General features: G+C 38.6%; 22 protein-coding genes. 11 read left to right on the top strand and 11 right to left on the bottom strand.

Going from position 1 to position 20778, the window contains the following annotated elements:
* The first annotated feature begins 79 nt into the window (after positions 1-79).
* The 3 genes from mecA to pepF all read left to right on the top strand — a co-directional run bounded on the left by mecA (position 80) and on the right by pepF (position 4055).
* Positions 80-787: an adaptor protein MecA gene (gene mecA / locus ACTWPF_RS13005; protein WP_106896315.1), complete on the top strand. Its 708-nt coding sequence runs from the start codon at positions 80-82 to the stop codon at positions 785-787.
* Between the two features lie 139 nt (positions 788-926).
* Positions 927-2102, top strand: a complete 1176-nt coding sequence (locus ACTWPF_RS13000; protein WP_238018528.1) for a competence protein CoiA — start codon at positions 927-929, stop codon at positions 2100-2102.
* A gap of 135 nt (positions 2103-2237) precedes the next feature.
* Positions 2238-4055: an oligoendopeptidase F gene (gene pepF, locus ACTWPF_RS12995; RefSeq protein ID WP_443149375.1), complete on the top strand. Its 1818-nt coding sequence runs from the start codon at positions 2238-2240 to the stop codon at positions 4053-4055.
* Positions 4056-4621: 566 nt separating this feature from the next.
* On the opposite strand, the gene ACTWPF_RS12990 is transcribed toward pepF, so the two are convergent.
* From ACTWPF_RS12990 to ACTWPF_RS12980, 3 genes are all read right to left on the bottom strand, one after another.
* The gene (locus tag ACTWPF_RS12990; RefSeq protein ID WP_106896318.1) at positions 4622-5518 is read right to left on the bottom strand and encodes a ClpXP adapter SpxH family protein; all 897 of its coding nucleotides are present in this window, start codon (positions 5516-5518) and stop codon (positions 4622-4624) included.
* Between the two features lie 17 nt (positions 5519-5535).
* Positions 5536-5916 (bottom strand): globin domain-containing protein, encoded by a 381-nt coding sequence (locus ACTWPF_RS12985; RefSeq protein WP_036573874.1) that lies wholly within the window; start codon positions 5914-5916, stop codon positions 5536-5538.
* 139 nt (positions 5917-6055) lie between these two features.
* Entirely contained in the window at positions 6056-6634 is a 579-nt protein-coding gene (locus ACTWPF_RS12980; RefSeq protein ID WP_443149374.1) for a CYTH domain-containing protein, read from the bottom strand.
* Positions 6635-6817: 183 nt separating this feature from the next.
* On the opposite strand from ACTWPF_RS12980, the gene ACTWPF_RS12975 reads away from it, so the two are divergent.
* From ACTWPF_RS12975 to ACTWPF_RS12965, 3 genes are all read left to right on the top strand, one after another.
* Positions 6818-7426 (top strand): GTP pyrophosphokinase, encoded by a 609-nt coding sequence (locus ACTWPF_RS12975; protein WP_106896320.1) that lies wholly within the window; start codon positions 6818-6820, stop codon positions 7424-7426.
* A gap of 32 nt (positions 7427-7458) precedes the next feature.
* Entirely contained in the window at positions 7459-8262 is an 804-nt protein-coding gene (locus ACTWPF_RS12970; protein WP_106896321.1) for an NAD kinase, read from the top strand.
* Between the two features lie 134 nt (positions 8263-8396).
* A complete protein-coding gene (locus ACTWPF_RS12965) occupies positions 8397-9269 on the top strand; it encodes an RluA family pseudouridine synthase (RefSeq protein WP_106896322.1) in 873 nt (290 codons plus the stop codon).
* Between the two features lie 36 nt (positions 9270-9305).
* Here the strand turns inward: ACTWPF_RS12965 and prpE are convergent, their stop codons facing one another.
* Entirely contained in the window at positions 9306-10046 is a 741-nt protein-coding gene (prpE, locus tag ACTWPF_RS12960) for a bis(5'-nucleosyl)-tetraphosphatase PrpE (RefSeq protein ID WP_443149373.1), read from the bottom strand.
* A 422-nt stretch (positions 10047-10468) separates the two neighbouring features.
* Between prpE and mgtE the strand changes: the two genes are divergently transcribed.
* Positions 10469-11851, top strand: coding sequence for a magnesium transporter (mgtE, locus tag ACTWPF_RS12955; protein ID WP_106896324.1), 1383 nt, complete (start codon positions 10469-10471; stop codon positions 11849-11851).
* 122 nt (positions 11852-11973) lie between these two features.
* Positions 11974-12558 (top strand): CotO family spore coat protein, encoded by a 585-nt coding sequence (locus ACTWPF_RS12950; protein ID WP_443149372.1) that lies wholly within the window; start codon positions 11974-11976, stop codon positions 12556-12558.
* A gap of 41 nt (positions 12559-12599) precedes the next feature.
* Here the strand turns inward: ACTWPF_RS12950 and ACTWPF_RS12945 are convergent, their stop codons facing one another.
* Positions 12600-13058 (bottom strand): CotY/CotZ family spore coat protein, encoded by a 459-nt coding sequence (locus tag ACTWPF_RS12945; RefSeq protein WP_106896326.1) that lies wholly within the window; start codon positions 13056-13058, stop codon positions 12600-12602.
* A gap of 192 nt (positions 13059-13250) precedes the next feature.
* On the opposite strand from ACTWPF_RS12945, the gene ACTWPF_RS12940 reads away from it, so the two are divergent.
* From ACTWPF_RS12940 to ACTWPF_RS12930, 3 genes are all read left to right on the top strand, one after another.
* The gene (locus ACTWPF_RS12940) at positions 13251-13469 is read left to right on the top strand and encodes a hypothetical protein (protein ID WP_443149371.1); all 219 of its coding nucleotides are present in this window, start codon (positions 13251-13253) and stop codon (positions 13467-13469) included.
* Between the two features lie 179 nt (positions 13470-13648).
* Positions 13649-13855, top strand: coding sequence for a hypothetical protein (locus tag ACTWPF_RS12935; RefSeq protein WP_443149370.1), 207 nt, complete (start codon positions 13649-13651; stop codon positions 13853-13855).
* Positions 13856-13946: 91 nt separating this feature from the next.
* On the top strand, positions 13947-14201 hold the full coding sequence (locus ACTWPF_RS12930; RefSeq protein WP_443149369.1) for a hypothetical protein: 255 nt from the start codon (positions 13947-13949) through the stop codon (positions 14199-14201).
* Positions 14202-14394: 193 nt separating this feature from the next.
* On the opposite strand, the gene ACTWPF_RS12925 is transcribed toward ACTWPF_RS12930, so the two are convergent.
* The 6 genes from ACTWPF_RS12925 to ACTWPF_RS12900 all read right to left on the bottom strand — a co-directional run bounded on the left by ACTWPF_RS12925 (position 14395) and on the right by ACTWPF_RS12900 (position 20680).
* Positions 14395-15099: a YetF domain-containing protein gene (locus ACTWPF_RS12925; RefSeq protein WP_443149368.1), complete on the bottom strand. Its 705-nt coding sequence runs from the start codon at positions 15097-15099 to the stop codon at positions 14395-14397.
* A gap of 124 nt (positions 15100-15223) precedes the next feature.
* On the bottom strand, positions 15224-15646 hold the full coding sequence (locus tag ACTWPF_RS12920; RefSeq protein ID WP_106896331.1) for a GNAT family N-acetyltransferase: 423 nt from the start codon (positions 15644-15646) through the stop codon (positions 15224-15226).
* Complete coding sequence (locus ACTWPF_RS12915) at positions 15643-16161, bottom strand: YjcG family protein (protein WP_106896332.1); 519 nt, start codon at positions 16159-16161, stop codon at positions 15643-15645. Before ACTWPF_RS12915 ends, ACTWPF_RS12920 begins: the two co-directional genes overlap by 4 nt.
* Before the next feature lie 128 nt (positions 16162-16289).
* Positions 16290-17015: an alpha/beta hydrolase gene (locus tag ACTWPF_RS12910; RefSeq protein ID WP_443149367.1), complete on the bottom strand. Its 726-nt coding sequence runs from the start codon at positions 17013-17015 to the stop codon at positions 16290-16292.
* A 124-nt stretch (positions 17016-17139) separates the two neighbouring features.
* A complete protein-coding gene (locus ACTWPF_RS12905) occupies positions 17140-18960 on the bottom strand; it encodes an ABC transporter ATP-binding protein (RefSeq protein WP_443149366.1) in 1821 nt (606 codons plus the stop codon).
* On the bottom strand, positions 18950-20680 hold the full coding sequence (locus ACTWPF_RS12900) for an ABC transporter ATP-binding protein (protein WP_443149365.1): 1731 nt from the start codon (positions 20678-20680) through the stop codon (positions 18950-18952). Before ACTWPF_RS12900 ends, ACTWPF_RS12905 begins: the two co-directional genes overlap by 11 nt.
* Positions 20681-20778 lie beyond the last annotated feature (98 nt).

The raw sequence follows: 20778 nt of genomic DNA, 5'->3' as shown, positions 1-20778 counted from the left end.
TACAGGGTTTATTTATATAGATTAAGGTGAAGCTATCTCTTCCACCTATAAACTATGACCAGAAGGGAGAGAACTATCGATGGAAATAGAAAGAATTAATGAGAATACGGTGAAATTTTATATTTCTTATATGGACATTGAAGACCGTGGTTTCGAAAGAGAAGAAATTTGGTATAACCGTGAGCGCAGTGAACAGCTCTTTTGGCAGATGATGGATGAGGTAAATTATAAAGAAGGTTTCAATGTGGAAGGTCCATTATGGATTCAAGTCCAAGCATTGGAAAAAGGCCTTGAAATTATTGTAACGAATGCGAATATATCTAAAAATGGGGAAAGCATTCAGCTTTCTGAAGAAGATGGCAATACTTCCGGTTTCTCAGTAAATAAAAACATTGAAAACATGCTTGAAGAAAAGTTTGGTAAAACGAATGAACTAGACGACGAAACAACTGAAGAAGAAGGCAATGAAGAGCTAGAAGCAGCTAACCTATGGATTATCGTCAAATTCAAGGACTTTGAAGATGTTATACAACTAAGTCACTATTTTGAGAACTTTGAAGGAAGTGCTGAAGAAACGCTTTATCACTTTGATAATGACTACTATCTCTATCTTGAATTCTCACAAGATTTATTAGATGAGAATGCACAGGAGGATATTATCAGTCAGGTATTCGAATTTGGAAAAGATTCGGAACTAACAATCCATCTCCTTGAAGAATACGGTAAGAGAATATTTGAAGAAAAAACGTTTGAGCAAGTACGTAAGTATTTTCCAGCCAAAGCATAGACACTCTGTAATTAGAGTGTCTTTTTTTGTTACGTACTTTCATTAGCATCCTTATGGCAGTAGTGAATATTTCTATTATTTAAAGAAGGAATTACTCCGTTAATGTCGAATGAAGGATGGTGAGGAGGTGATTTATCGGATGCTTCAGGCTAAATCAAGTGGGGGAGAGCTCATCACACTTGCCATCCTGACATCGGCTGAGCTCAAGCAACTTAAATTAGAGAAGCAGACATTTACTTGTCCTGTATGTGGAAGCAGGGTAATCGCAAAGGCCGGTAAAAAATTAATACCCCATTTTGCCCACCATCATGCTGATGCCTGTATTACTTCAGAGAATGGAGAAAGTGCCTATCATGAACAAGGGAAACTTCTGCTATATCAATGGTTGAAGGCCCAACAGTTACAAGTGAAATTAGAAGCCTATTTACCAGAAATTCAGCAACGTCCGGATATTTTATTGACGGCCGGCAATAAAATGATTGCGATTGAATTTCAATGTGCTCGAATCCCGCCAGAAGTTATCATTAAACGTAATAACGGCTATAAACAAGCAGGAATTACCCCAATTTGGATTATGGGGGAGCAGCTACTAAAACGAAAATCAACAAACGGTTTTAAACTGGATGCTTTCCTACAACTATTTATACACCAATTTACCGCGGCAACCCCACCGATTATTTACTTCTTTTGTCCACATACAATTCAACTTATCAACTTAATGGACATATATAGTATAGGTAACGGCCTTGCTTTTGGATTAATTCAAATTCGTATGCTTCAGGCCATACAGTTTCCTGAACTATTTCATTTTCGTAACTTCGAGAGACAAACACTGTGGAGGTTATGGAAAAAAGAGAAAGCGCGTTTCAGGATAAGTCCAATAAGGCAGTTCGGTTCAGAGTCGAAATGGCATAAATGGCTCTATGAAAAAGGCCTACATCGTGATTTTCTACCCACTATCGTCCACATCCCAGTGCCTTCTCAGCATTTTATGAGGCAGCCTCTTTGGAAATGGCAGAGTAAGCTCGTGATCGAGGTACTGTCTCCTTTACCGATCGGTGGAACAATTTCTCTTAATAGACTCAATGCTGTGCTAAGACAGGTCCAACATCCCCGAGGTATCTTTCCGCTCATAAAACACTTCTCAAATCCCATTGCAGAGTATATGCAGCTCCTTTGTCAGCTCGGATACTTTTGCGAAATGACTTCTAACCAATACCAGAAGCTCAGCCCCATATCCTATTTTTCCTCTGTGGAAGACGCTATCAAGGCGGATAATGAATTGACTCTACAATTCTTAAGTAAAATTTGGTAAAATAATTTCGGGACCCTAAGCAAAATACGAGCATTATTCCGCTTGAATTCGATATACTAATTATAGTGGGTTTATAATCAGGGCTCCTACATTGAGTTGTAAGAACTAGTTAAAGAGAAAAAAGGAGGAATATTAGTGGCTAAATCGACAAAAGAGTTACCAAAACGTAATGAACTTCCTGTAAATTTGACCTGGAAACTGGAAGACATTTTTGAAACCGATCAGGCATGGGACGAAGAATTGGCGCAACTACAAAAGGATATTCCACAAATAGCAGAGTTCCAAGGTAAATTATCTGATTCTGCTGACAGTTTGTACAACATGCTACAGCTACAGGACAAATTATCTCAACGTCTTGGTAAGCTTTATACATATGCGCATATGCGTTACGATGAGGATACAACTAACTCATGGTATCAGGGTTTAAACGCAAAAGCGGAAAATGTATTGACACAAGCTTCAAGTGAGATGAGCTTTGTTGTACCAGAAATTTTGGCTATGGAAGAAGGAAAGGTCGAGGCTTTTCTCAAGGAAAATCAAGGTTTGCAGGCTTATAAGAAAACACTTGATGAGATTACAAGACAACGTCCTCATGTTCTAAGTCAAAAGGAAGAGGCATTGCTAGCTGAGGCTTCAGAGCCGATGTCTAGTGCTTCTCAGACATTTGGTATGCTAAATAATGCTGATTTGACATTCCCTCGTATTAAAAATGAATCAGGGGAGGAAGTCGAGCTAACCCATGGTCGCTATATTAGTTTTCTTGAATCTAAAGATCAACGCGTCCGTGAAGAAGCATTTAAAGCAATGTACGGAAAGTATGGTGAGTTTAAGAACACTTTCGCCTCCACATTAAATGGTAACGTTAAAAAGGATAACTTTTATGCAAAAGTGCGCAACTATAACTCTGCAAGAGAAGCTGCATTGGACAATAACAATATTCCTGAGCAGGTATATGACAATCTTGTGGAAGCTGTAAACGAAAAGCTACCATTGTTACATCGTTATGCTGCACTTCGCAAAAAGGTAATGAAATTGGATGAATTGCATATGTATGACCTCTTTACACCGCTTGTGCAAGATGTCGACATGGAAATTCCATACGAAAAGGCTCAGAAAGTCGTTTTAGAAGGATTAGAGCCACTCGGAGAAGAATACCTTAACATTGTTAAAGAAGGCTATGAGAACCGTTGGATTGACGTAGAAGAAAATAAAGGTAAACGTAGCGGTGCATACTCTTCAGGAGCTTATGGTACAAATCCGTATATTCTGTTGAACTGGCAGGACAATGTGAATAATATGTTTACACTTGCGCATGAACTCGGTCATTCTGTGCATAGTTATTATACAAGAAAGAATCAACCGTACCGTTACGGTAATTATTCCATCTTTGTTGCAGAAGTTGCTTCTACATGTAATGAAGCATTACTTAATGATCATTTACTAAAAACAACAGAGGATGAAAAGGAAAAACTATACCTGTTAAATCATTTTCTGGAAGGATTCCGTGGAACAGTTTTCCGTCAAACAATGTTTGCAGAATTTGAGCATGATATCCATGTGCGGATGCAAAATGGGGAAGCGTTGACAGCTGAGAGACTAACAGAGCTTTATTATGAGCTAAATAAAAAATATTTTGGAGATGCAGTTGTATCTGACGAGGAGATCGGACTTGAGTGGGCCCGTATTCCGCATTTCTACTACAATTATTATGTGTACCAATATGCTACAGGCTATTCTGCAGCTACAGCACTTGCTAACAAAATCCTTGCTAAAGAAGACGGGTCAGTGGATCGCTATCTTAACTTCTTGAAAGCTGGAAGTAGTGATTACCCAATCGAAGTCTTAAAACAGGCAGGGGTGGATATGACATCTAAACAACCTATTTTAGATGCGCTAGATGTCTTTGAAAAAAAGCTGAATGAAATGGAAGAACTATTATCTCAACAAAATTAAACAAACAAAAAACAGGATGGTCAAATGATCATCCTGTTTTGCTATCTCATCCCGCGATAAACCTTTTTATTTGTGAATGAATAAACGGTTAAATAGATGCAAATAAATAAGATTGGTAATGTAAGGTAAAGTGGGATGACGTCCATTAAACCGAGGATGTTTAAAAAGAACGCGAACACGGTCAGGACAAGGAAAAAAAAGGGAAATAAGCCTTGCACAGAAGGTCCTCCTATCACATTTTTATTTTGTTTGCATATGATAATGCTTATGTTTTTTAGACGTAATTTAGAAGTGTGACACTTCTGTGAAAATGTGAACATACTTATTGAAACATACGAGCAAACTTGGTATAGTTAGTTTGTAAGATGAGAACAAACAAAACCCCTTTGTTTGAATCATGAAACTTTCTCCCATCCCCCTTTGTTTATTTATACAAAGAGAGATATAGAGGATATACGCTGCCCCGTATATCCTCTATTTTTATAAATCGACCGCATCCTGAAAAAGGGTAGGAGAGAGGATCTAATCATACATAAAAAAATAAGCCTTCTAAAAGGCTTAAGTCTTTATCGTTTACCAATATATTTCCAAAAAGAACCGTACTTAACAGGAATTCTTTCTACAATTTGTTTCAACTGCAGTTTTTTCATTTCTTTTTCTGTTTGTGCTTGACTCCAGTCATATACAACAGAGATTTCCTTGCTACCAACGATATTATAGTGTGCTAGAAAATCTTCAAGTGATGGCTTCTCTGATGGAATAGGATGAATGCGCAATATTTCCTGTAATACACGTACATAAATTTCATACGGATAGAGGCCCGAAACCTTAATGCCCTGTTCTTCTACCATTTGGTTAAAGAAAACGATCGTTGGGATATAGTCAACTTCCATTTCTTGGGTTAACTTAAGGTCACATTGAAATGCTTTCTTTGCAGAAGAGGAGTATAAGTCACTTTGGAATTCTGCTGTATCTAAATTCGCTCTTTCTGCACATTTCAGGAGTACCGATTCATCTGAAATGTTCTGTTTATTTAAAAATGCTTCTTCTTGGATTTTACGTAGAAATTGTCTTCCAGCCTTTTTTCCTTGCAGTTCCGCTGCTTTAATAGCAATGGAAGCAAGCCACGGCGATGTGACCGGATTATCGATCCACAAATCACCGTCACAGCTCATTCCTGTTCGTTTCGCAGTTTTTTCCCATATATCCCTTAGTCGTTTCGGTTTATCAAATTGATCTCTATTTAATGTGTTAATATGGCCACTTACGATAGGACGAACAGTGAAAAAACGACCGTATTCAATAGAAAGCTTTTTTATATATGGTTCTAGCGCCCAGCATTCTGGACAAAGAGGGTCAACGAAAACATACATCTCAATTGGTTTTTGCAGAACATCAAAAAAGCTGTAATTTCCCGATGTGTTGGCATGTGTTGAGCTAAGCTCTGTTTGATTCCAGCTCACATCGATTCTCCTTTCTGTTATTCTGGTGTGTTCATCATGTGGTTAGCAGTCATCGTTAATTTTTCATATATAGCTGTGCGATATGGTTCCTCTATTTCAGCTTCGACTAATGCTTGCGCCATGCATTCTAACCAGGCATCACGTCTTTTGGGAGTTATTTTAAAAGGTAAGTGCCTTCTTCTAAGCATAGGATGGCCACGTTCCTCCAAATATAATGAAGGCCCACCAAAAAACTGGGTTAAAAATAATGTTTGTTTTCTTGCTGTTTCTGTCAGATCTTCCGGGAATATAGGGATAAGTTCCGTATTAACGGCGACACGCTTATAAAACGCATTGACGAGTCGTTCAATGGTCTCATAGCCACCAATTGCCTCAAACATTGTTCCAGTTTCTCTCATCGAAAATTCCCCTTGCTATTATAAAAGCTTCTAGACCATCACTATAAAAGATGCGTTAGTGCTTTTGATTTGAAGTTTGTATATATTGTAGCAACGGAAGGGATTGTGGGCAAATAATCTGATTGTATTAAGGATTAAGCTATTCTCTTGTATCCAAGGATTGAAAGAATCTCTGAATTTTATTAGGTGTTTTTCGCTCAGGTATGGCAAATTGTTTAAGTAGCGACTGAAACACGGATCTGCCAACTTCCTCGGACGGTGCTTCAAGCTCCAGTTCATAATCTGCCTGCCCATTATACGTACTATAATCAAGTACCAGTAAGACATCACGATACGGAATTTCTCGTCGAACTGTTGTCAAGGCACCAAAGTACGTTAGGGAAGATGGTGTAATATTCCATTTATCTAGCTGTTTTTGCGTATGCTCTTTTGCTATTGGCTTTCCACTCAACCACTTATCCACTTCCTCTTCGGACAAGGTGTCATGCGTCTCCAGTAACCCCGTCTCATTTGGTTCCTTTAAAGTAAGTTGGTAAGCTCCTTGCTTTTCTCTAATTCGCAGTGCTGCTCCATTCTCTTTTAAAAGAAAATCCTTTGTTTCAAAATAGTAATTTGTTTGTGTTTTACCTTCTATTGAAAAAGGAAGCATATTTAATAGTAACTCGAATTCTTTTTTTGTTAGTATATTTTTATATTCAATCTCAATTTCCTGTGTCACATTATTCTCTCCATTATTTTAAATTGGTTAGTATTGATTATGGCTAATGCGAAGCAAATATGCAAAGATTAGCCATTGTGTTAGATTATGGTACAATAGGATGGGAATTATATCCTGACGATTCGTACATAGAGCTAAACGGCTTTATTGCGCGTTTTAGAAGAAAATCAGGTGGTGTTAATTGTGAATTGGGGAGCGTTGCTTGCACCTTATATACAGGTAGTAGAGGAATTAAAAGTAAAACTTAAAGGAATACGAAAACAGTTTGAATATGAATCAAGGCATTCACCAATAGAATTTATTACAGGTAGAGTTAAACCTGTTCCAAGTATCTTGGAAAAAGCTGAAAGTAGACAGATTAAAATGACTGATATTGAACAAAAAATACAGGATATTGCAGGGTTACGAGTAGTCTGTCAGTTTGTTGATGACATATATACCATTGTAGAGATGCTCCGAAGCCGCGATGACCTTTCGATTATAGAAGAGAAGGATTATGTCTCAGAGAAAAAGAATAGTGGATACAGATCCTATCATCTAATAATCGAATATCCTGTAGAAACTATTGATGGTAGGAAAATTCTTATGGCAGAAATTCAAATTAGAACATTAGCCATGAACTTCTGGGCAACAAATGAGCATTCTCTAAATTATAAGTATAAAGGCAGGATACCAACTGAGGTAAAAGAAAGATTACAACGTGCAGCAGAAGCGGCGTTTAAGCTAGATGAAGAAATGTCTAAAATTAAAAGTGAAGTGCAGGAAGCCCAGAGAATGTTCCACCGGAAATAATAAAGCCTGATTTCAATAAGGAGGATGAATACATGAAGTTTGTTATCGTATCAAAGGGCGATGATCGTTCAAATAAACTGAAGGCGACGATGAAACAGTATTTGACTGATTTTGATTTAGAATATGATAAGGAAGAACCTGAGTTGGTTATCTCTATTGGAGGGGATGGCACGTTTCTTGAAGCATTCCACCGGTATATTCATCGATTGAGTAAAACTTCGTTTATTGGAATACACACAGGACACTTAGGGTTTTACGCAGATTGGGTCCCTGAAGAAGTGGAAAAATTGATTATCGAGATTGCTAAAACTCCTTTTCAGATTGTGGAATACCCATTATTAGAAGTGACGATACGCTCGAAGACAGGCGAAAGCAAAGATACTTTTCTTGCACTTAATGAGGCGACGATTAAAACAGCAGACGGATCCGTTGTATTTGATGTAGAAATAAAGGGAGAGCGGTTTGAGACCTTCCGAGGGGATGGTCTTTGTATTTCTACACCTTCTGGAAGTACGGCTTATAACAAAGCACTTGGTGGTGCTATTATTCACCCATCACTCGATGCGATCCAGTTAACAGAAATGGCATCTATTAATAACCGTGTTTTCCGTACGATTGGTTCACCGTTAATCCTGCCGAAACACCATCCATGCATTCTACGACCAACCGTTGATCGTAGTTTTCTAATTGCAATCGACCATTTTACAACAAATTACACTAATGTAGAATCCATTCAGTGTCGGGTAGCTGAAGAACGTATCCGCTTCGCAAGATTTCGTCAATTTCCATTTTGGAACAGAGTACGCGACTCCTTTGTAGCAGAAGAAAATAGCTAGGGTCATGAAACCTTGGCTCATAACATTTGCTTTCACGCATAAATAGTGATTTAATTTGATATTTAATAGCAACTATAAAGTAAATAAGTACAATCTTACACAAAGATTTCTTGCAATGAAGGAGAAGCATTAAAATGGAATGGATTATTAGAAAAATACATGAAGGATTACTTATTCGAACATACTTACAGCGAGAACACGGGTTTTCGAGGCGAATGATTAAATCTATTAAATTTAATGGAGGAAACATCCTCGTTAACGGTACAAACCAGAATGTAAGGTATGAATTAAAAGAAGGAGACAAGCTTGTAGTAGAATTTCCCCAAGAAAAAATTGGAGCTTATATGGAACCCGAAGATACACCGTTATCCATCGTATACGAAGACGATGCTGTGCTCGTCTTGAACAAAGCTGCTGGAATGCTCTCTATCCCGTCATTACAACAGCCTACAGGAACAGTAGCTAATGCATTACTTGGCCATTACAAAAACCATGACGTCACGAACACGGTTCATATTGTGACACGTTTGGACAGGGATACCTCAGGGCTAATGCTAGTGGCTAAAAATAGTTACAGTCACTCCCGGTTATCAGCTTTCCAAAAGGATGGAAAAGTGAAACGGCAATACCAGGCAGTCATTGAAGGAACCCCTTCAGACAAAAAGGGTGTAATTAATGCACCAATTGAACGTAAAGAAGGCTCTATTATTGAACGAACAGTACGGGAGGATGGGAAACAGGCCATTACTCACTATGAAATAGATAAGGAATTCGACCACTATTCACTGGTAAGAATTCAGTTGGAAACAGGACGCACACATCAGATCCGTGTTCATTTCAGTTATGTTGGTCACCCGTTAGTAGGCGACACCTTATATGGGGGAGATGACAAATGGATCGGGAGACAGGCTTTGCACTGTTATGCACTTAGCTTTAAACATCCTATAACGAATGAGGACATACATTTTCAACAGGAACTGCCACAAGACATGAAACAGCTTTTGTAAAGAGAAGCTAACTTAAGAGGAACTATGCTAAATTAATTAATCAAAATAAGTAAATTTCTCTTTCATTAAAGGCTGTTTTGATGGAACATTCACAACTTCTTTTTCAGGTAGTCGAAAGGCACTTAATGCATTGCCAAATACACAACCTGTATCAATATTAATCGTGCGGTGGACGATTCTTGGTGACATGACAGGTGTGTGTCCATAGACGATCCAGTCTGCGCCCTCGTATTCTTTTGCCCAGTCTTTTCTTACAGGCCTTCCATCCTCTGTAAAGTCACCGGTAATATCCCCGTAAAGTATGAAGGTTTTGACCTTTTTATCCGAGCGACCAATATATTCCTCTTTTATGCCAGCGTGAGCAACGATAGCTTTCATCTTAGGAAGCTGCAGATATAATGGGGCGTTTTCGTATAATGTCATAAATTTTTGTCTAACTTCTGCTTGTTCTTTTCTACAAAGCTGGTTGTATTCTTCTACAGTTGTCTCCAAACCATGACGCTGCTGGACTTTATTACCGAGAAAAAAACGATAGAGCTTATTGCAATGATTTCCTGGTACATAACGAGCTTTTTTCTGTATAATAACAAGGTGGTAGACAAGCTCGATGACCTTTAACGATTGAGGACCACGGTCAGTAATATCGCCTAGGAATATAGGAATCCTTCCATCGGGATGGCTATATTCCTTTTCTTTTTGATAGCCAAGCTCTTCAAACAAGTTATGTAGTTCTTCATAACAGCCATGCACGTCTCCGATAATATCTACTTTTTCCATTATACCCATCCCTATAAATTTTCTTGCTTTCCTGTAAAAATTGGATTATCATAAATCGCGTCCCTGCTAACTAATCTAAAATGAAATTGTCATTTATACCGGTGTAACCGTCCGTAAGACTCCCAACTTCAAAACATGAAGTGAAACAGTGGGAGTAAACGGACGCTAATACCCTGATTCGTTCAACTAACAATCAGTGGGGAAGAATGAAACCTCCCACTATTGAAGTTTCACTTTATTATATCCATTATTTAGTTAGAAACCAAATTGTTTTAATGCTACTTTACAGGGAAAATAAATATTAGACTTTTATTATCACAAAATAGAATAGAAAGTCAGTGTTGAATGTAGAATTGCCAAGAATAAAGTAAGCTTTTAGAAAAAGGTTAGCTTGCTTTTTCAAGCGGAAGGAATGTTTCTCAATGGAATCCAATAATCGCTATGACGAAGAATACGAAGTACAGTATGAAGCACACTGGAAAAAGTTACAGCATGCATTAGAGCATGAAGAAATAGAAGAATTTCGAGATGAATTTCTGGATATGCATCCATATGATCAAGCGAAGTTCTTTATGGAGCAGGAAAAAGCATACCGTATGCAAATTTATACTTATTTGTCTCCAGAAGAGCTTGGGGAAGTTATGGAAAATGTCGATCTAGAAGATACCACCTTTATCGTGGCCGAAATGGACCCAAGAATGTCATCCATGATGCTTTCTGAAATGTCGGCAGATAATGCGGTTGATATATTAAATGAACTGGACAAAGACCAGGTTGCAAGCCTACTGACAATTATGGATAAAGAGGCAGCTGATGAAATCAAACAGTTGCTTCATTATGAAGAAAAAACCGCTGGTAGTATTATGACGACAGAGTTTGTCTCCACATACAAGCATTATACTGCTGATCAGACCATGAAACTATTGAAAGAAGAAGCCCCTGATGCGGAGACGATCTATTATTTATATGTGGTTGATGAAGATAAGCGATTAGTCGGTGTCCTTTCACTTCGGGACTTAATAGTTGCGTCTGAGGAAACATTAGTGGAAGAAATGATGAATGAAAAGATTGTTGCTGTTTCCGTTGCAAAGGACCAAGAAGAAGTTGCTCAAATGATTCGTGACTATGATTTTCTTGCAGTTCCGGTTGTAGATTTTCAAGAACACCTACTAGGAATTATTACGGTCGATGATATCTTGGACGTTATGGAAGAGGAAGCTAGTGAGGATTATTCTCGCCTTGCTGGTGTAACGGAAGCCACAAGACATGCTGACAGTGCCCTTGTCACAGCCCGAAAAAGGCTTCCTTGGCTAGTCATTCTGCTCTTCTTAGGGATGTTTACTGCCAGTCTCATTGGAAGGTTTGAGCAAACGCTCGAACAAGTTGCTGTTCTAGCAATCTTTATTCCGTTAATTGCCGGGATGGCTGGAAATACTGGTACACAGGCATTGGCTGTAGCAGTACGTGGTCTGGCAACAGGCGATTACGGCAAGCAGGGCAAGACCAAGTTGATATTGCGAGAGGCAGTAACGGGATTAATTACTGGAGCAGTCTGCGGAATTGTCATCACATTGGTTATCTATCTCTGGAAGGGAGATATTTTCCTCGGATTGCTGGTCGGGATTTCTATTCTTGCCACCTTGATTGTGGCAACACTAGCTGGCTCACTTGTCCCGATTATTATGGATCGCTTTAATATTGATCCAGCCGTAGCATCTGGTCCATTTATTACAACAATTAATGATATCATCTCCATCCTCATTTATTTTGGAATGGCCACAGCCTTTATGGGATTGTTAACTTAAAAGACAAAAAGTACTCTTCTACAGAGTGCTTTTTTGTATGTTTAGGCAATTATTCCATTAAAATTCTTTCACACATTTATAAAAATGGGTTCATATAATGAGAAAGGAAGGAGTGATCACGAATGGCAAAGAAACGATTTGCGAAAGACCCCTTGCTTTACATTCACCAACCAAAAGAAAGTAACCCAAAAGCTCCCATGCAATATACCTCTTATACAAATGCAGAAAAGAAGGAGCATCTAGCAGCAGAGCCAGAACCGGTTGAGCAAAAGAAAAAAGAAGTTGTAGGCCCAATCAATACGCATGCTAGACGTCGCAGTTTTTTAGAAGAACAGGCACTACATCAGGAAAAATGGAAAAAGGTTGAGTCAGAAGTTAACGAAAGTGTGGAACAAAAACATGAGGAAAAAATTCCTGAGCTAATTGAGGAATCTAAAAATCCTGAAACAGAAACAGAAACAGAAACAGAAAAAAGTGAACGCCCGAAGTTTAAAGATATGACAATTGATGAGAAGGTGGCGTACTTCGTGTCAACACCCAGCTATGCTCCACAAATGCGTTGTGAAATTAGAACAGGAGAAAGATCCTACCGGGGTGTCATTACCGGGTCTGAGGACAACTATGTATATATAAGAGTAGGCAACAGGAAACAAAGTACAAAGATCAACCTAGATGACATCAAACATATAAAATTATTAGGATTTTAAAAAAAGCTCGAGGATATAATCCTCGAGCCTTTTTCGTTTCCTTAGTTAAGTGCATTAACTGCAGGAAGACATGTTACGTGACAGAAGCAGTTAAGGTCTACAGTCATACAAATACCAGTCGCGCGTAGTGGTTTTGTTTCTTGGTCCACTGGATTCTTCGGACAAGGATTTTCATCACCAGGATCTCTTAACAGCTCAAGAACCGCACAGCAATCATCGGTGATTTTCTTCACTCTAAAGTAGAAGGTGCTTACAACGTATCCGATATTGCTTGGATGTGCACCGTACCCTTGGAATGGTTTGCAGTCTCCTTTACAGTAAAGGATTACCGGAACTGTATCTAAACCATTGCCGTTATCTGTTTCCCCCAGTAAGTCCGTGATGGACTGTTCGCAGCTCGTGTCACAACAATTTTCAATGACGTCATTCTGTGCCTCAACTATTTCACTAAGAATATCGCAAACACAGTTTCCTGTTTCAAAATCTTTTCCACAACCCATGAATTATTACTCCCTTCAAAAATGAAATTGACTCATTTGTCTTTACTAGAGTATGTGTTTTCGCATAGATGGTGTGGGCATCCACCCTAAATAATCTAGATATTTATCCGTATAAACGGGCGAATGTCTACACCAGCCTAATTTTGTAACATAGACTAATAACGAACATACATGAAAAAGGAGTGGAAGCTAGTGTCTGAGAGAAAACAAGTCATTCATGTGAAAGACCTTGTTATAAAGGCGGATAACGTTTATATAGAACCAACGAGACAGCATCATCGTAACCCATTTTTTGGTGGCCGAACTCAAGAAGAAGTAGCTGAAGATGTACACCATGAATATAGGGAAGACCTTGAGAATAAAACAGATGAGAAGAAAGAAGAAAGAAGAGATCCTTTCGGTTGGTTCTAAATGAAACTGGCAGCTATTTTGTAGCTGCTTTTTATTTTATGTTCGGAATGCATGAAATTCTATCTAGGAAGAAATGACGACGTCGTTGGAATTTTGAAGTCCCAAGTATAAGAAAAACGTAAACCTTCGCTAATGAGTGAGCGAATGCAAGTTTTTCTAATGACAAAGGAGGGCTCTTGATGAAAGGACCTGAACCCAGGTGGCTTCAACACATTCGGGATATTGAAAAACATCTCGAAAAAAATGAAAAATGGCTAAAGCAACCGGAGTCTAAATTTAACCAATTTAGTAAGGAAGCTGAAGCTTGGGAGAAAGGGTATTTAGCTAAAATCAGTGATGTAGAGAAATTTGCAAAAGAATTGGAGAAGACAATGGAGAAATTGTAGGAATACTTCTTAGAGAAAAGGGTATATATAAATAACTAACCACTAAGATAGCTTACTTCTCAAATTTATTATCTATAAAGGAGGCGCTTATATGGGCTATATTCTTCCAATCTCTCATTACCAATACAATGATTACCAAAACCGGATTACGGAAACAAAACCAAATCCACACTATATTGAAAGACCTTTCAAAGTAATTTTAGAAGAACAGCATCAACGTATCGAAAAAGAATATGAACGTCTAAATGGCCCAGTACAGCAATTTCCTTCAAAAAAAGATATACATGCTAATAAGTTTTTTGAGCAAATTACCGGTAAAGGTAAGAATTTTAGTGCAGGTGTTTAATCTTTTATATATTCAACGAAGAGAGTCTCGTGGAACGGGAAATATCACATGTAATCAGTCAAAAGGCAAATGATTAAGAATATTTCCTACGCTAATTAGAATGCCACTTCTTCAAGCATCAGAAAAATCCGAACTAGATGGAAAAACATCCTAGTTCGGATTTTTCTTTAACTAAAGCATTTTTATTGCATTCTCATTTAAATCGCTTATGTCCTCGGTTTGTAAATGGAAGTAGGAATAGTTGCTTATCCTTTATGTATTCTGCGTAGAATACTTCCTTCGGGCTTGAATAGTCTTGTTTATGCAATTCTTCGATTAACCATTCCTCTGTGAGATTTTTTTCCTTCAGGTTATCAAAAATAATTTCACCATCATTAATAAGTGTCGTGGCAAGGTGGACATCGTGTGTTGCTACTTTCAAATCATGTTTTGTTGGTGTTTGATTGGCAGCCTTTTTTAATACAGAGACTTTGCCGTTTGTTTCTAATATAGCGTATTCTACATCCTGTATAGAAAACACATCTTTCTCGCGTAACAAATGTTGGAGGTGATTTAGGTCAAGCTTACTTTTCTTCATTGTATCCCTGATAAGCTTACCCTTATAAATAATAATATCAGGACTACCTTCCATGAAAGCACGGGTCCTTTTCCACTTTTGCGTGATAATTTCTGTCAGATACAACAGCACGCCCCATAAGATGATAACAAACGCAATCTCTGGAATACCGGCCTCTTTATCAAACAATGCATTCCCAACAAGTTCGCCAAGGATCAGGGCTGAAATAAAGTCAAAAGGTGTTAATTGGCTAATTTGTGTTTTACCCAATACCTTCGTAAGTAAAAATAATGCTGCAAACCCGAACAGTGTTTCAAATAACATAGAGAGATAATCATTCAAAGGTGCTGCCCCCTTATAGGCATTTAAGCCTTAGCCTACCCGAAAAAGGGGGTCTTATTCATATAGTAATCTGTTAGATAAAGGTTAAAGAGAAAGAGAAAAAAACACCCCACAGGGAGGTGTTTTACAAGTCTTTTACCATTGTTACATGTGGGATTCCGGCATCCATAAATTCTCCGGAAATCGTTTTGTACCCTAGGCGCTCATAAAAGGGGAGTGCTTGGGTTTGCGCATTAAGTTTAGCCTTTTTATATCCCTTGGATAAGATGATGTCTTCCATGGCAGCAATCATTTGCGAACCAAATGCTTTACCACGGTGTTCCTTTAGTATACAAATTCGTTCTAGTTTTCCGTATTCCTCTACGAAGCGCAGTCGACTAGCGGCGATTGCTTGATCATTTTCATAGCCTACAAGATGTGTTGCCGTTTTATCATGTTCATCCAGTTCTTCCTCCGGTGACACCTTTTGTTCTTTTACAAAAACCGTCATACGTACATGATAAGCTTCTTTTAATTGTTCGTCTGTTTCTACAACGTTTATATTCAAACTTTTTCCTTTCCGAATACAAAGGAGTCGTGGACAGTCCATGAACCATTATCCAGTTGGTAAAGAAGCTGGAAACGATCTACTTTATCCTCTAAGTCAAAGTTTTTCATCTTTAGGCTACCGTATACATCGGAATATTCTTCAGTGGATAGCTTCTGGGCAATCGTAATATGGGGAACAAAGGCAAATTCCTGATTACCTGGAAGGTTACCACGGTTCATTTTCTCAAACAAATCGATCAATTCCTGCTTTGGTTCTACTTTTAAATAAATCGTATTTGTCACAGGCGCAAAAGTACTTACTTTTCGAATGTTTACTGTAAATGGTTCCGTATCATTTGCAATATGCTTCAACTCTGTCACAAACTCATGGACAGTTTGTTCGTCAGCATCAAAGGCTTCCTTTAGCGTAATATGCGGTGGAATTAATGCATAATGTGGGTCATAACGCATTCTGTATGAATTTGCTTCATCTTGTACAGCTTTTGATGGGAAAATAGCTATTCCATATTTCATTATGAAAACCTCCTCTATATTTTGACGACTGTATCTTTTTAAGAACCAGCTTAGTGTACCTTATATTATAACAAAATTAAAAGGAACAAGGTAATTATTTTTATATTTTTCAGCAAAATCGTTTAAGGTTATGCGAACATAGTAGTAAGTAAACGTTTCATATCATGTTGCCAGTATTTCCAAGTATGCTCTCCATCTTCTAGCTCATGATACACATAGCTAAGTCCTTTTGCAGTTAATAGCTCATGTAACTTTCGATTCGGTTCAATAAAGTCAAGGGTTTGCCCATCCGTTGTATCAACTGCCGTTTCCGCTGTACCAATCGTATGATAGACATCAATCCCATGAATAGATGTAGCTTCCTCAACTGCCTGCAAGACCGTTTCATCTACATAGGGTGACTGCATAACGACTTTGCCAAATGTATGTGGATATTTTAATGCGGTCATGAGGGCAAGTGTACCTGCTAATGAATCTCCTATTAGTGCTCGTGATTGACCCATATGGTAAGTCGGGAGCAAGTCATCTAGCAGAGGAACGACTTCATGTACCAAAAATTTAATATATGCCTTATTCTGTTCGCCATTTGGATGATATTTTTCTCTGCGATCATATTTGTCTTTGTAATGGATTCCGATAAAGATGGTATTACTTATTTCGTGAGAATCATGAAGACGGTCACTAAGGGTAGCAATCCGTCCCATTTGGTAATAATCATTTCCATCCTGCATGATACAGACATTATATTTGTATAATGGTGAAAATGATTGTGGTTGATAAAGTTTTAAAATCATCATTTCATTTAAATAGCTACTTTCGATTTGTTTTTCTGTCATGGAGCCTTTTCTTCCCAATTTGAACCCCCCAATATTTAAAAGTCGGATAGTTTTCTCTTTAAGGAAGTCATACTCGAGCATTTCGGTTTCTGATTCCCTACTATTTCTTATTGTAAACCAATGGGTTCGTATTATAAAAGGTTCAGTTTGCCTTTTCGAGTAACTGGCCTTTATAAAGGTTGTAATAACTTCCTTCAAGTTCAAGTAAAGATTCGTGGCTTCCTTGTTCGAGAATTTCTCCGTGTTCCAGCATTATGATCTTATCTGCTTCCTGAATAGTGTTCAAGCGGTGGGCAATAACAAAGCTCGTTCTGCCTTCCATCAATCGTTTAAGGGCCTCTTGTATCTTTAATTCTGTAATAGTGTCGATATTACTTGTCGCTTCATCCAGTATCAGAATGGATGGTTCTGCCAGCAATGCTCGGGCGATGGTGAGCAATTGTTTTTGTCCTTGACTAATTCCACTACCAACCTGGTCAAGCATCGTATCATAGCCATCAGGCAATTTCTCAATGAATTCATGTGCATTGGCATCTTTTGCGGCTTGCACTACTTCCTCATCCGTTGCTTCAAGGCGACCATAGCGGATGTTTTCCCTAATGGTAGCATGGAAGAGGAAGGAATCTTGTAAGACAAAGCCCATATGCTGGCGTAGACTAGAGCGCTGAATATCTTTTAATGCATTTCCGTCAAGCCGAATTTCACCTTCATCATAATTATAGAAGCGGGAAATTAAATTGACGATAGTCGTCTTACCAGCGCCGGTATGCCCAACGAGGGCAACTGTTTCACCAGGTGCAGCTTCAAAGCTAATATCGTTTAGAATTTTACTGTCTTCGTAACCGAAAGAAACATGATCAAACACAATTTTTCCTTCCGTCTCTGATAGCTTTATTGCACTTTTTTCATCGCTTTCCTCTTGTTTTTCGTCTATAACTTGAAATACTCGTTCTGCTCCAGCGATGGCGGATAGCAGAATATTAAACTGATTGGATAGTTCATTTAAAGGCCGGGTAAACTGCCTTGCATATTCTGTGAAAATAACGATGATCCCAACGGTTATAAGCCCATTGATTGCAAGTATTCCTCCAACAAGGGCAATAAGAGCCATGCTCAAGGCATTAAGTGAATTCATTACCTTTGGAATAAAGCCGGCAATGGTTAATGCCCAAAATCCAGAATGATTTAGTTTCTGATTGCGCTCTTCAAATTCTCTGATGACGCGTTCTTCTTGAGAGAAGCTTTTTACAATATGCTGACCCGAAACGATTTCCTCCACATAGCCATTCACTTCACCTAGATTTTTTTGTTGTAATTTATAGAGCGGCCCTGTTCTTCTTGTAATCCAGCGAATGCTGAAAAACATGGCAGGGATAATCGACATGGTCACGAACGTTAATAATGGGCTTAAATAAAGCATTACGCCAACGGTTCCAAATAGGGTCAATACACTGGAAAAAATCTGGATGACCGACTGGTTCAGGGTATTGTTCACATTATCAATATCATTGGTAACACGACTCATTAATTCGCCATGCTGCCTTTTATCAAAATACGAAATTGGCAGGCGATGAAATTGATAAAATAAATCGGAACGCAACGAATAAACGGTGTTCTGTGCGATATCTACCATCCAAAAGTTTTGTAGAAAAATGGATAGGGAGTGGCACAGGAATATAACAACGAGCCAGATTAGCAAAGTGGCAAGTCCTGCACTTTCTTTTGTGACAATAAAGTCGTCAACTGCCATTCCAATCATATAAGGGCCAAGTAGGCTGAGGCCAGAACTGGCCACAACCATTAATATCACTAGGAAAAGCTTGAATTTTTCTCTGGCGAGGTAAGACCATATCCGTTTAAGCGTCCCGCGCGCATCCTTCGCTTTCCGTGCTTTATCTTCCTTTATTGTATCAACAGGAATTTTTTCATATTGAAAAGGCTGCTTTAATGAATTATTTCGCATATGCGTACTCCTTTCCAAACTGGGATTCCACAATTTTTTTATATAGTTCAGAGGTTGCGAGCAGTTCTTTATGTGTTCCCGTAGCAAGTAACTTGCCTTCATCCATTAACAAAATACGGTCAGCACGCATAGCGGTAGAAATCTTTTGGGTAATGATTAGCATGGTGCATTGGTACGTATCGATTGCATCAAGTAAACGAGATTCTGTTGCTAAATCTAGGGCACTTGTACTGTCATCAAGCATTAAAATTTTTGGTTTGCGAATCAATGCACGCGCAATGGAAATCCGTTGCTTCTGTCCACCTGAAAGATTGACACCCTTTTGCCCAACGCGGGTCTCATACTGATTATCCAGATCAAGGATAGTGTCATGAATTTGAGCATCCTTTGCTGCCTGCACGATTTCTTCGGTCGTAGCCTGATCTTTTCCCCAAGCAATGTTGTCTTTCACCGAACCAGTAAATAGAAGTGGACTTTGCGGCACATACCCAATGCTACCGCGCAGTTCATCAAGCGAATAATCGGTAAGCTGCTTGTCATCCACAAGGACGGTCCCGCCTGTTGGGTCATAAAGCCTTGGGATGAGCTGGAATAAAGAGGTTTTCCCTGATCCGGTGGAGCCAATAACAGCGAGTTTCTCCCCTGCAGCAACTTCAAATGTCATTTGTTTTACAACTGTTTCTTCCGTATCAGGGTATGCAAAGGAGACATCCTGAAATGCTACAGAGCCTTTACTTACATGGACACCATGGTTTACCGTATCGGAATCCTTTAAATCCACTTCCAAATTTAATACCTCACTTAGACGTTCAGCAGATGCCTTCATCCTAGAAAATGCCATGATAATAAAGGTAAACATGGAAATGGCCATAGAAACACGGAGCGCGTAGTTAACAATTGCCACGACATTTCCGACAGAAGTATCTCCAGCAATGGCCTGAGCGTTTCCAAACCAAATAATGAATATGAGGCTTAAATTCATTACAAATAACAATACCGGCATGGATGACTCCACAAATCGGAAAGTAAAACGAGTACGATCAGCAAGTTCTTTGTTTGCCGTAGTGAAACGTTCTTCTTCATGTTTTCTCCGAAAAAATGCCTTGATTAACCGCATGCCAGCTAAATTTTCTTGCATGACCCGGTTTACTTTGTCTACGCTTTTCTGTACTTTATCGAAAAGACCACTCGCAATCTTCAGTATCCATAAAATAAATCCAATTAGTAGCGGAACCGTAACAAGGAAAACAAGGGATAACTTGGCATCCACGATAAATGCCAGTGTCACACCACCAATGACAATCAGTGGTGCTTTTGAAATAATGCGTAAAATCATAAACACAGTATTCTGTACCTGACGCACATCATTTGTAAATCGGGTGACAAGTCCAGAAGTGGGGTACTTGTTTAAATTAGCAAAAGAAAATTCCTGTATTTTAGCAAATAACCTTTCCCTTATGTCATGGGCAAATCCCCAGCTGACATGGGAGGAATAGAAGGAGTTAATAATGCCGCTAACAAAGCCGACTAAGGATAGACCGATCATAATGCTGCCCCACATCACAATATTATCGATATCCTGGTTAACCACCCCGTCATTAATCATTTTTCCTAAAAATAGCGGTAGCAGCAATTCAGCAGCCAATTCTACAAGCATTAGCAATAACGCTGCAACGGCTGCCAGCTTATACGGTTTAATAAAAGAAAAGACTGTTCTCATGTTGACTCTCCACCTGTCATTAAATAATCCAATATTCTTCCTATTATAATAGGAAAGTATGTTTTTATCCACTCATTTAATTCGTGTTTCGAAATAAA

It is taken from the genome of Oceanobacillus sp. M65, assembly GCF_052246275.1.
Lineage (GTDB): Bacteria > Bacillota > Bacilli > Bacillales > Amphibacillaceae > Oceanobacillus_B > Oceanobacillus_B jordanicus.
Note: the sequence above shows the minus strand (reverse complement) of the source record. Positions and strands in the feature narration are given on the sequence as shown.

Bases quoted from the DNA above. Each gene is read 5' to 3' on its own strand.
- ACTWPF_RS12970 (WP_106896321.1), top strand. From the start codon at position 7,459: ATGAAGTTTGTTATCGTATCAAAGGGCGATGATCGTTCAAATAAACTG.
- ACTWPF_RS12930 (WP_443149369.1), top strand. From the start codon at position 13,947: ATGGGCTATATTCTTCCAATCTCTCATTACCAATACAATGATTACCAA.
- prpE (WP_443149373.1), bottom strand. From the start codon at position 10,046: ATGGAAAAAGTAGATATTATCGGAGACGTGCATGGCTGTTATGAAGAA.
- mecA (WP_106896315.1), top strand. From the start codon at position 80: ATGGAAATAGAAAGAATTAATGAGAATACGGTGAAATTTTATATTTCT.
- ACTWPF_RS12935 (WP_443149370.1), top strand. From the start codon at position 13,649: ATGAAAGGACCTGAACCCAGGTGGCTTCAACACATTCGGGATATTGAA.
- ACTWPF_RS12965 (WP_106896322.1), top strand. From the start codon at position 8,397: ATGGAATGGATTATTAGAAAAATACATGAAGGATTACTTATTCGAACA.
- mgtE (WP_106896324.1), top strand. From the start codon at position 10,469: ATGGAATCCAATAATCGCTATGACGAAGAATACGAAGTACAGTATGAA.
- ACTWPF_RS12945 (WP_106896326.1), bottom strand. From the start codon at position 13,058: ATGGGTTGTGGAAAAGATTTTGAAACAGGAAACTGTGTTTGCGATATT.
- ACTWPF_RS12915 (WP_106896332.1), bottom strand. From the start codon at position 16,161: ATGAAATATGGAATAGCTATTTTCCCATCAAAAGCTGTACAAGATGAA.
- ACTWPF_RS12900 (WP_443149365.1), bottom strand. From the start codon at position 20,680: ATGAGAACAGTCTTTTCTTTTATTAAACCGTATAAGCTGGCAGCCGTT.
- ACTWPF_RS13000 (WP_238018528.1), top strand. From the start codon at position 927: ATGCTTCAGGCTAAATCAAGTGGGGGAGAGCTCATCACACTTGCCATC.
- ACTWPF_RS12950 (WP_443149372.1), top strand. From the start codon at position 11,974: ATGGCAAAGAAACGATTTGCGAAAGACCCCTTGCTTTACATTCACCAA.
- ACTWPF_RS12905 (WP_443149366.1), bottom strand. From the start codon at position 18,960: ATGCGAAATAATTCATTAAAGCAGCCTTTTCAATATGAAAAAATTCCT.
- ACTWPF_RS12985 (WP_036573874.1), bottom strand. From the start codon at position 5,916: ATGAGAGAAACTGGAACAATGTTTGAGGCAATTGGTGGCTATGAGACC.